Source organism: Nostoc sp. C96, assembly GCF_059384975.1.
The window spans coordinates 6,079,908-6,091,584 of the sequence record NZ_CM182020.1 but is presented as its reverse complement, the minus strand read 5'-3'; the positions used below and the strand labels follow the sequence as shown (position 1 = coordinate 6,091,584).

At 42.0% G+C, this 11,677-nt stretch carries 9 protein-coding genes; 5 read left to right on the top strand and 4 right to left on the bottom strand.

The genetic code is table 11. The annotated features are described in order from the left end of the window. Positions 1-37: 37 nt before the first annotated feature. Positions 38-2,308, bottom strand: a complete 2,271-nt coding sequence (locus tag AC504W_RS25955; protein WP_494875098.1) for a RelA/SpoT family protein — start codon at positions 2,306-2,308, stop codon at positions 38-40. A gap of 286 nt (positions 2,309-2,594) precedes the next feature. Here AC504W_RS25955 and patD point away from each other — a divergent pair, with 286 nt between their 5' ends. Then, on the top strand, positions 2,595-2,954 hold the full coding sequence (patD, locus tag AC504W_RS25950; protein ID WP_494875097.1) for a heterocyst frequency control protein PatD: 360 nt from the start codon (positions 2,595-2,597) through the stop codon (positions 2,952-2,954). A 329-nt stretch (positions 2,955-3,283) separates the two neighbouring features. On the opposite strand, the gene AC504W_RS25945 is transcribed toward patD, so the two are convergent. After that, a complete protein-coding gene (locus AC504W_RS25945; protein ID WP_494875096.1) occupies positions 3,284-4,576 on the bottom strand; it encodes an alkaline phosphatase PhoX in 1,293 nt (430 codons plus the stop codon). A gap of 615 nt (positions 4,577-5,191) precedes the next feature. Here AC504W_RS25945 and AC504W_RS25940 point away from each other — a divergent pair. Continuing rightward, a complete protein-coding gene (locus tag AC504W_RS25940; protein WP_494875095.1) occupies positions 5,192-5,806 on the top strand; it encodes a PEP-CTERM sorting domain-containing protein in 615 nt (204 codons plus the stop codon). Positions 5,807-5,994: 188 nt separating this feature from the next. On the opposite strand, the gene AC504W_RS25935 is transcribed toward AC504W_RS25940, so the two are convergent. Further along, a complete protein-coding gene (locus AC504W_RS25935; protein WP_494878769.1) occupies positions 5,995-7,062 on the bottom strand; it encodes a YheT family hydrolase in 1,068 nt (355 codons plus the stop codon). Between the two features lie 155 nt (positions 7,063-7,217). Between AC504W_RS25935 and AC504W_RS25930 the strand changes: the two genes are divergently transcribed. Beyond that, the gene (locus AC504W_RS25930) at positions 7,218-7,961 is read left to right on the top strand and encodes a response regulator transcription factor (RefSeq protein ID WP_096581246.1); all 744 of its coding nucleotides are present in this window, start codon (positions 7,218-7,220) and stop codon (positions 7,959-7,961) included. Between the two features lie 443 nt (positions 7,962-8,404). Here AC504W_RS25930 and chlP read toward each other — a convergent pair whose 3' ends face one another. Beyond that, the gene (gene chlP / locus AC504W_RS25925; protein WP_096581244.1) at positions 8,405-9,661 is read right to left on the bottom strand and encodes a geranylgeranyl reductase; all 1,257 of its coding nucleotides are present in this window, start codon (positions 9,659-9,661) and stop codon (positions 8,405-8,407) included. 179 nt (positions 9,662-9,840) lie between these two features. Between chlP and yidD the strand changes: the two genes are divergently transcribed. Both yidD and AC504W_RS25915 read left to right on the top strand, forming a co-directional pair. Further along, a complete protein-coding gene (yidD, locus tag AC504W_RS25920) occupies positions 9,841-10,362 on the top strand; it encodes a membrane protein insertion efficiency factor YidD (RefSeq protein ID WP_494875094.1) in 522 nt (173 codons plus the stop codon). 182 nt (positions 10,363-10,544) lie between these two features. Next, complete coding sequence (locus AC504W_RS25915) at positions 10,545-11,561, top strand: sulfate/molybdate ABC transporter ATP-binding protein (protein ID WP_494875093.1); 1,017 nt, start codon at positions 10,545-10,547, stop codon at positions 11,559-11,561. The last annotated feature ends 116 nt before the right edge of the window (positions 11,562-11,677 follow it).

Here is an 11,677-nt window from a genome sequence, read left to right as displayed (position 1 = left end):
GACTTTTAACTCTATAACCTGTCACCTCAAAAACAATCTATTCCTCATTCTGACCAACACGCCGGATATTGACAATGTCGCTCATTTTTTTAATTTGGACAAACACTTGTTCTAGTTGGGAGCGATCGCGTATATCTATACCTAAATCCATTAAAGCTGGTTGTCCAATAGCTGTTTTGACTTGTGCATGGCGGACGTTAATTCCTTGGTCGCTTAACCGAGATAAAACATCTTTTAAAACGCCAACACGGTCAAGAGCTTCAATTTGGATATTAACAGGGTAAGTGTGGGGACGCGCACTAGTTTCTACAGCGGAGTTCCATTTTACTGGTATTAGGCGATCGCACTCGACATTATCCAGATTATGACACCCTTGGCGATGGATAGAAATTCCTCGTCCTCGTGTCACTACCCCAATAATTGATTCTCCAGGGATCGGCGTACAACACCCAGCCAGATGATACACTAAACCTTCCACCCCTACGATTGGCGAATCACTGGCACGGGAGCTACTGTGAGGTAATTCCCGCAAAGCTTTGGCTGTTGCTGATGATTCTTTGGGGACAAATGGCGGTATGACCATTGTGGCAGGTTGCTGTGCCTTGACAACTTCTCGCCAGCGGTTGAGTACCAAGTTCAAGGTAATTTCGCCATAACCCAAACCTGCGAGTAAATCTTCTACGCTGTGATAGTTGCACTTTTCCGCGACAGTCTGCATTGCGTCTGATTTTAGCAAACTCTCAAACCCAGTTTTACCGAGTTCTTTTTCTAACAAGTCTCGTCCACGGGTGACATTTTCTTCGCGGCGCGATCGCTTGTACCATTGTTTAATCCGATATTTTGCCGTAGAAGTTCTGGCAAAATTCAACCAGTCTAAACTGGGATGGCTACTCTTTTGGGTCAGAATTTCGACAATATCGCCATTGTGCAACCTTGTTGATAAAGGTACTATGCGCCCATTCACCCTTGCGCCAGAACAATGATTGCCCACTTCTGTATGAATGCGATAGGCAAAATCTATACTAGTAGAACCAGGATTTAAAGATACAACATCGCCCTTGGGAGTGAAGACATAAACATCGTCTTCAAACAAGTTATCTTTGACGCTATCTAAATATTCTTGAGCATCTTTCAGGTCACTTTGCCATTCTAATAGCTGGCGTAACCACGTAAACTTTTCATCAGATGCTGTGAACGGACTATTAGAACCACCCGTTTCTTTATATTTCCAATGGGCTGCAATCCCATATTCAGCGATATGGTGCATTTCCAGGGTACGAATTTGGATTTCTAAAGGACGACCAGTCAGACCAATTACCCCAGTATGCAAAGATTGATAACGGTTGGGCTTAGGTAATCCTATATAGTCCTTAAATCTCCCAGGAATCGGGCGAAAAGCATCATGAACAACAGCTAAAGCACGATAGCATTCTTCATTTGTTTGGACAATAATTCGTAGCGCGGCTAAATCATAAATTTCATGAAATTCCTTTTGCTGTCGCTGCATTTTTTGATAGATGCTATACAAATGCTTGGGACGACCGCTAATATCTAAGCAGTGTATTCCAGCGTGTGGCAAACGTTCTCGCAAAATTGCTGTAGCTTTGGCTAATTTCTCTTCTCGCGCCGTGCGTTTTTCCGAAACATGCTGCTGCATTTGGCGAAAAGCTTCCGGTTCGAGATATTTAAATGCTAAATCTTCTAATTCCCACTTAATATGCCAAATACCTAAACGGTTGGCTAAAGGTGCAAAGATATCTCGTGTTTCTTGGGCGCTGCGACGACGACTGTCTTCTGACATGTATTGCAGAGTTCGCATATTATGCAAACGATCTGCTAACTTAACGACAATAACTCTGATATCTTGCGCCATCGCCAAAAACATCCGACGGAAATTTTCGGCTTGGCTTTCGGTTTTACTTTTAAAATTAATCTTAGAAAGCTTAGTTACACCTTCGACTAGCTGCCGTACTTCTGAGCCAAATAGCTCTTCGATTTCTTCAATTGTGACATCTGTATCTTCAACTACATCATGAAGAAATCCAGCTGCTATCATAGCAGGACTACCCCCTAAATCACGTAGCAAACCTGCTACGGCGACGGGATGACAAATATATGGTTCTCCAGATTTGCGAAATTGTCCATGATGGAGTTGATAGGCAAAAGTGAATGCTCGACAAATTAACGAAGCATCATTCTGCCTTTTTTCTTCTGCTTCGCCACTTCTTGGTGATGACTCTCGCAAACATTTGTTGAGCCATTCTGGAAGTGTAACGTCAATTGAAGTACTAATAGCTATGCCGCTCATACAACAGGTGATCGGAGGATAGTAGAGATGGACGAAATTAACAGCATCAATCTGGTGATGATCCTGTTTCCCTCATAGGGTGTAGTAAATGCAGTGTGAGGATGATGACTCAATTGCCTGTGGTAGTCATCCATTTTAGCTTTCAACAAGCATCAGCTGGACAAACCATAGATGGCTAATAAAGCCTCAAAGGGGGATTTGAGGCTTGTGATAGTGATAATAGTTCAAGAAGATATACTGTAGAAGAAAAATTTCTTGTCATTAATACTATCTTAAATGGCACTAGATGTCTTTAAATTGTGAGAAATATCAAGCACTAGCAAATTTATTAGTGCAGTTACGTTCCGATATCTCGGCAGTGCAACTTGACAAAAGTCAACTGCGACAGCGTGTTGCTGATTTGCAGCAGTTATTTCAAAGAGAGATTGTACCTTTAGCAACAGCAGACTCAAAAGAGCAGTCTTTTCGGACGGAAATTAGTAAACAATTGCGTTTATTAGAAATTGATGTCACCTTTTTGCAAGGCGCTCGGCAAACTGCAACAGCACAAGCAAGACTTCAAACCATAAGCGATCGCCTCACTACCTTAATTCAATATTGCCATGCAATACTGCAACAAGAGACACCAGAAGTCCCTGAAGATTAGTCTGGCTGTCAAGTTTTGCCGTTAAATGAATCAGGATCAAAGAAATCTTGTAGCCAACGTAGAGTCTTTACGTTTATGAAGATTTAATGCTGAAATTTATCGGACTTACGCAAAACTCCTCTTCACTTCTCATTCCTCTGTGGCCTCTGCGTCTGTGTGGTTAGATTTTCTCTCACCAGTACTTAAGTCCAATAGATATAAACCGGGTTTTTTCCAGATTTGATTACTCAAATCTCGGCTGATGAGCCATGAAAAACCCGGTTTATCATTTTTTACACTATTCCAGTCAATATTTCCCGACTATCTCAGATCGGGAATGTTTCTGTCATCTAAGCTCTTGCCCAAGGCCCCCAAATAGCCAAAGTAATCCCAGGTGTTTGAATGTTCACAAACAAGGTTCTACCATCTGGTGAGAAGCAAGCACCTGCAAATTCACTATCATTCAAGGCATTACGGGCAAAATTATAGATTTCCCCGTTGGGAGTCACACCTCTTAAGAAGTTGTCGCCATCTCCATCTTCGCAGAGAATGAGATCGCCAAAAGGTGCCACAGTGATGTTATCAGGCATATCGAGTACATCTCTGGATTGAGACTCGACAAACAATTCAATAGTCTCTTGTGTGGGGATGTAACGCCAAACTTGACCTGCTTGTGCAGCACCACCACTTGTACAACAAAAATAAAATTCTCCGTTACCATACCAGATACCTTCTCCACGGGCAAAGGTAGCTGCGCCTAAATCACGACCTTGCAATCGTAATGTGTCGCCATCTAGTGGGTTGGGGTTGGGAATAGTCACCCATTCCACACCCAATTTTTGACCCCGAATAAAACCGCTGTTTGAGGTGTTTACTCTCGGTTGATTAACGATTTTCAACGCTTGCAGAGTCCCACCTGCTTTTAAATTACCGCGTACTTTGGGAATAAAACGATAGAACAGGCTATCTCCTCTATCTTCAGTTTCATAGACTATGCCAGTTCTTGGGTCTACCGCTACAGCCTCATGGTTAAATCTTCCCATCGCAACTAATGGCTCTGGAGTGACCGCAGAGGTCGCACTAGCTGGAACTTCAAAGTTATAGCCGTGATACTGTATTGCACCAGTAGTAGAAGGTCTAGTGGTATCTTCTTCACAGCTAATCCAAGAACCCCAAGGAGTTGGGCCACCTGCACAGTTACGAATGGTGCCACTCAAAGAAACAAAGTCTTTGATGAGTTGGCGATTAGCACCAACAACTAATGTTGTTGTACCACCTGCGGCCCTAGTATCGTAGGGTTTTGGGCCTTGGGTGCGGGAACTAGAAGTGAGGCTTAGTTCGTGGTTACGAACTAAAATAACTGTGTTTCTGGGGCCTGGGAAAGCAGCCATCCCATCATGAGCGCCTGGCACTAAAGTACCATCGGTCATGAGTTCGCCTGTACGAGAAAAAGTTCGATATTGAAATCCAGGTGGTAAATCTAACAAGCCATTAGGATCAGGAACCAACGCACCATAACCTGTGCCAAAAATAGGTTGACCATTGGCTTGTCTAGCATAAAGAGCTTCTAAAGGCGAGGCTAATAATGTACCAGCGGCACTTGCCCCAGCTAATGTAAAGAATTTACGTCTTGATAATTGCATTTGATTACAAATGGAAATGCTTGGAAGAAGTTATGGGAAATAGATTAAGTTTAGGTAATGCTTTATTTAAAACAGAGTTATAAAAAGTTGCCATAGTACATTTATAAATGCTGCTAATGGCGTTCTTAAAGAGCATCGATAGCATCAAAAAATTTATCCAAAATATCTATACATAAATTGGCAAATTTTTAAATAAAATAGTGCTTTAGCAGAAGATAATACAAATAAAACAACAGTTGTAAATATTTAATTGATTAAACACTAAATTAATATATATGCTTATCTCTTAAGAGGTTTAAAGAATAGTGATCGCCACAGATTCACTTATTTTGTAGCGGTACAAAATATAGTTAATTCAAGGTTAAAATTAGTTTAAACAATCTAAAAAATATCGTTTTTATGAAACATTAAAATCTTTTGCTTATTTTTAAATAATTAATCATTAAATATCTAGATGAAATTCAATCTAATGATAAAATTTTTCCAGAATCTTTTAGGTAATTACTAAGCAGCAAACAACCTCAATTATGATCACAATAACTAGATGCAAACAAGTCTAGTTAAAATTTTGTTTGGCTTTTATCTACCTAATATTGCACTCATTAACTAAGTAAAATGAACAGATTTGTTACCCAATTTAAAGCTACCTTAGCTGTGGCGGCTGTCACTTCTTTGGCTACTGTAATCAACATTCCCCAAGCGGACGCGGCTGCTTATGATTTATCTTGGCTGGGAGGACAAGGTTATTCAGCTAGAGGTAACTTCTCATTTGACGACAGTTTCTTAGGAGGTGTTGTTACCAGAAATGAGCTAAGTGATTTCACTATTGCCTTTTTCGACCCCACAGGAAGTTTGCTGCAAAGTTTTGACTACGATTTTCCCAATCCCAATAGCAGTTTTAATTTTAATTTTGATACCGTTTCTCGGACTGTTCTGCAAACAGGTAACTTTGATACATCCAACGGCTTTGACTTGGGAATTGATTTTGCCACGGAAGTTACAGGGCTATCTTTTTATACTTACCTTAATCCTGAGCAAGGATTGCCAAACGCTACGATATTTTTGAAGGATGATTTGTCAGCAGAAGTCTGTAGTACATTCCCCAACTGTCGGTTAGATGTTGGTGGTCAGTTAACAGCAACAGCAGTTCCTGAACCAAATACAATTTTAGGCTTGTTAGTAGCAGGTTCTTTGAGCCGATTTTTCAAGAAAAAGCAAGCATCCATCTAAACAGCAAGCTGAATAGTTGATGCAAGCTTGATTAAAACCGTAATTGACCAATATTTTACCTTTCATTCCCCAGGTATTTCCTAACTAAACAGCCTGAAGCTCTCTTTATTAGAGAGCTTCAGAACTTTACCATTGGAATTTTCCGGGCGATCGCACTTTAAACTAGAAGAAAGATAATGGCAAGGCGGCTAAACAAGGTCAGTGCGTTGCTGTTCTAGCCATTGTAAAATCCGATTCCAAGCCCACCAAGGGTCAGGGTCTTGGGCTTGATACTGACAATCTTTGCTACTTAAATAGCCGACATGACCTCCATAACGGGTAAGTAGCAAATCTATGGCAGAATTTTGGTTACAGGCGGCTTCTAATTCAGGGATGATATCTGGATGAAATAAAGGATCATCCACAGCGTAGACAATCAAGGTTGGTTTGGTAAGTTTTGGTAACAATTGAAGAGCGCTACTGGCTTTGTAGTATGCTTCAACACTAGGAAAACCTAGTCTTTCAATTACCAGTTCGTGGTCAAAATCCCAGATAGTATTTGTCCGTTCTATGGCTTGAGGGTCAATAGTTCCCGGATGAGTATCGTGAATTCGCCAAGCGAGTTTTTTTAACTCACGGACAATACTAGCTTCGATTAGTCTACCAAATCGGTCTTTTGTGAGATAGGTGAGCGATCGCAACGAATCCAAACTTGGACAAATAACTGCGCCACCACCAATGTCGCTGTATTTGATACCGAGATTTTCATCGTCTTGCGTTAACTCCGCAGCTGCTTTTAAACCCCAAAGCGCTAACTGTCCCCCTAAAGAAAACCCCATAAACCAAAACTTACTAGGACATCCCATCGCCGCCGCCGCCGCCGCTAAACGCACAAAATCTTCACCCTCGTATAACCCATCAGAGGTTAAAGTAGGTGACAATTGGGCTGTTTTACCGTGGGCGCGCCAATCAAACAAAACTACAGCGTAACCTTGAGCGTAAGCTTTGCGTCCTAGTAACCTCAACGACCATTCCTGCTCTAACTCGCCCGTAATTCCATAAGTTGCAATAATCGTACCGTGGGCATTTTCGGGAATTGCCACCCAGCTAAAAATAGGCACACCTTGCCCACCTAGAAATATTGTTTTATGATAGGGCGGCTCTGGATCACAAGAGGTGCTTTCCCAGTAACGTTTTCCCCAAAAAGCGGTGTAAACAGTCATAGCTACACCATTTTGCAAGAACTTAGCTGGATTGTAGGGCGGGTAACACATTATTTTCTCAATTTCGTGTATCTTAAGTTTTGATTTTTCATCATTTAGTTTTAATATTTATGTTAGATTTAAAATCTTTTTTATAATCAAGACAGAAATCTTTGTATCGACCAAAGATTCTTATTTTTCCTTAATAAGTAGCAATAATTTTTTTAAGAATGCCGAGGATTCTAGTCATAGACGATGACCCAGCAATTTCCGAGCTTGTTGCCGTCAATTTAGAAATGGCTGGCTATGATGTCAGTCAAGCTGAAGATGGTATCAAAGGTCAAGCGTTAGCTCTCCAGCTACAACCAGACCTGATCATGCTTGATTTAATGCTGCCGAGAGTAGATGGATTTACAGTTTGCCAACGCCTACGTCGGGACGAACGAACGGCGGAAATTCCCGTCTTGATGTTGACTGCTTTAAGTCAAACTCAAGATAAAGTGGAAGGCTTCAACGCTGGCGCAGACGACTATCTCACCAAGCCTTTTGAAGTAGAAGAAATGCTGGCGCGGGTGCGGGCTTTATTGCGCCGAACTGACCGCATTCCCCAAGCCGCCAAGCACAGTGAAATTCTCAACTATGGGCCATTAACCCTCGTTCCCGAAAGGTTTGAGGCAATATGGTTCGGTGAAACTGTGAAACTTACTCACTTGGAATTTGAGTTACTGCACTGTTTGCTGCAACGCCACGGACAGACAGTTTCTCCTAGCGAAATTCTGCGGGAAGTTTGGGGTTACGATCCTGATGATGACATTGAGACTATCCGAGTCCATATTCGCCATTTAAGAACTAAACTCGAACCAGATCCCCGCCACCCTCGCTACATCAAGACGGTATACGGTGCAGGATATTGTCTAGAATTACCCAGTGTCCCTCCATCAGCTGAGGGGGCTTCTGCATCAGCTGTTGAGTAACCCGCTATATTCCTTGACCTCAACCCTAAATTTACTTAATCCATCATGTTGTGTGTCATGTTGTGGGGAATGAGGTTTAGTGGTCTTACCAAGGAAAACTCTAATTTCGCCTGCTTGACTCTACAAAAAGCTACCTTCCAATAGACATCCTTTTGTGGAGGGTGATGCTTAGTAGGCGAATGCTACTCTCTTAGTAGTACGGCGCTGATACCGCTACGAGTCAAAATAGCGTTGTACTCCATAAAAAATTGGCATTCTCTGGAAATAATTTTGAGAGAATGCCAATCAATTTTAAATTTTAGATTCATTTGTAATTTGTCATGCCTTGCTGTACTAGGATGCTTATTTTAACAAGCAAAATTACAGAGGAGCAGAGAAGCAAATCAATGATAAAACTATCTGCTCCCCTTCTCCTCTGCTGTATTGATTCATTATTGCTGCTTTTAGGGAGCAAGAGCGTTACCGCGAATTAAACTACCAATGGTTTTGGCAGTAATTTTCAGTTGGGTAATGGGGTTTGCAGGGACAACTGTTTTGTACAGATAGCTATCGAATGTCAGCTTCTGCACATCCATGTCACCACACATTTCAACGAATGCTTCACGGGTAGCATCAGAACGATAGAACACAGTCTGCAAAATGTCTAGCACTTTGTAGGTGAGTCCGTACTTCTTATCCCAACGCTTGATGTATAGTTTGAGGTCATTTTCTGTAGGAATGCGGCTACCGTTGTTGGAAGTTTCCACAATGGTTTCAGCACACATCCGCCCAGATTTAGCCGCAAAGTAAATCCCTTCACCAGAAGATTTGGTAACGTAGCCAGCAGCATCTCCGACTAAGGCGATGCGACCAACGACGCGACGAGGACGGGGATGTTCGGGAATGGGGTGCGCTTCAACTTTGATGATTTTACCGCCTTCTAGTTTCTTGGCAGCACGGGCGCGAATACCAGCTTGTAACTGTTTGATACTGGCTTTATTGACGTGCATTGTGCCAGTACCGACGGCTACGTGGTCATATTTAGGGAATACCCAAGCATAAAAGTCGGTGGAAACGTCATCGCCGACATACATTTCGGCTAAGTCGTTGTAGAACGCCATTTTGTCTTCGGGTAAGCGAATTCGCTCTTGAAATGCGATCGCATAATTATAATCCCCTGCATCCATTTCTTTGGCAATGCGGGAATTTGCCCCATCCGCCCCAATAATTAAATCTACTTTCAGGGTTTTACCAACACCCTGCACGCTGCCATCAGCATGGTCAACGTAATGAATTGTATAAGGGTCGGTATTGTTTGTGGGTATATCGACTTTATGAACAGTGGCGTTAATTAAATTTGCACCTAATTTTGCCGCGCGATTCCGCAAAAAGCCATCTAAAACTTCGCGGCGACACATTCCTATATATTCTTCTTCATTTACCAGGTTAATATCTACCTCACGATTGGAAGGCGAAATCATTTTCATCTTCCGCACCCGGCGATCAATAATCTCTGGTGGTAGGTCAAATTCACCCACCATACATAAGGGGATAGCTCCCCCACAGGGCTTGGCATTGTCTAGCTTGCGCTCAAACAGGTAGGTTTCAATCCCAGATGCAGCCAGTGTTTCGGCGGCAGATGAACCAGCAGGGCCTGACCCCACAACAGCAACCCGTAGTGTCAAAGGTCTTCTCCCAATCTTGACATTTACCGAAAGCATCGTACCACGGTCTTTTGGCTGATTTGCCGCTCTACCCCTGAGTTTTGACAGAAATGCAATATTCCTTAATATTCCGATACAAAATTAAAGTCAGAAGTGATGAAGTATGAAATTAGGTGCAGGGATTGGGAATACTTACTTCATCTTTTCCCTAGCTCTTAGCTTCTACGCCCCAATTTATGCAGATTTCCTTACTAGACTCTCTCAGTAGAAAAGTTAGCGTTACTGCTATTGCTGGATACCAAAAGCATATTTCCCCTCATAAAGGCTTTGTTTGCGCCCATAGGATTTTATATGGAGGCGAATCATGTTCCCAATACATCAAGCGCGTGATTGCTCAAGAAGGTTTAAGCATAGCGTTGATCAAGTCACGCGCACGATTTCAAGCTTGCAAACAAGCTAACTTAATTTTGCGCTGGCAATTACATAATTCCGAACCTACAGAATCAGAAGATGAAGCAAATATACAGTCACCAAAAACAGAAAATAGAAGCAATAATCAGCAATCTTCAAATACAATTTGTAGTAATGGTGATGGCACTAACTGCATAGATTGTGCAGATTTAAGTTGCGATTGTGCTGATCTGGTCAATGTCTTACCCGATTGTGATTTCTCCCATTGTCACGCTCTAGATTGCAGTGTTGTAGATTGTAGCGGTGCTGATTGTAGCTTTCTTGATTGTGGTAGTTGTGGTAGCTAATAAACTAAATATTTTGGCTAGAAATTAGCCTCAAATTATTTGTCTAAAACAGCGATTAATTTTAATCGTTGAAATTTAAATTTAGCTTTCAAGTATTTGAGTAAAAAATCTGTATATGCTATAAATATAACACGGTAAACCTAGCAATATGCCGTAGTTTTAATAGCAGAGGTATAGCGGCGGTGGGTATAGTAGTTGAGAGTGTATCCAAAAACTTCGGAAGTTTCAAAGCGGTTGATCAGGTTGATCTGACTGTTAAGAGTGGTTCACTAGTAGCGTTACTAGGGCCATCAGGATCGGGTAAATCTACTTTACTCAGGCTAATTGCCGGGTTAGAAATGCCAGATAGTGGCAGAATCTTGCTTACAGGTAAGGATTCTACCTATCAAAGTGTGCAAGAGCGAAATATTGGGTTTGTATTTCAGCACTATGCTTTGTTTAAGCACATGACTGTGCGGCAAAACATCGCTTTTGGGTTAGAAATTCGCAAAGCACCAGACAAAAAAGTTAAAGGCCGGGTAGAACAGTTATTAGAATTAGTACAGTTGGCGGGACTAGGCGATCGCTATCCTTCACAATTGTCAGGTGGTCAACGGCAACGAGTAGCATTAGCTAGGGCATTGGCTGTAGAACCAGAAGTATTATTATTAGATGAACCTTTTGGCGCATTAGATGCTAAAGTCCGTAAAGATTTACGAGCATGGTTACGCCGCCTCCATGATGAAGTTCATGTTACCACTGTTTTTGTCACCCACGACCAAGAAGAAGCTATGGAAGTTTCTGATGAAGTTGTCGTGATGAATAAAGGACGTGTGGAACAAGTCGGCACACCAGCAGATATTTACGACAATCCCGCCTCAGCATTTGTCATGAGTTTTATCGGCCCGGTGAATGTCTTGCCTAGCTCTTCTAGAATTTTCCAAAGCGCCGGATTTGACGCACCACACCCAGAAGTATTTTTGCGTCCCCAAGATGTGATTATTGAAAAGCAAGCCAATGGTGCAACGGCATCGGCCAAAGTTAGCCGCCTGATCCATCTAGGTTGGGAAATCCAGGTAGAATTAACGCTAGATGATGGACAAGTAGTAACAGCCCATCTCACACGCGATCGCTTCAACGAATTGGAATTAGAACCACAACAACGGGTTTACGTAAAACCCAAAGATGCCAAGTCTTTTCCGGTATATTACTCAATCTAGTATTAACAACTTAGGCAATCAGCAAGGATGAAGTATCAAAGTACTTCATCCTTATTTTATTGTTGGTTTAGTCGTTCTCTGCTGCCTAGATGTACCGAACAGAAAAGATACATGCA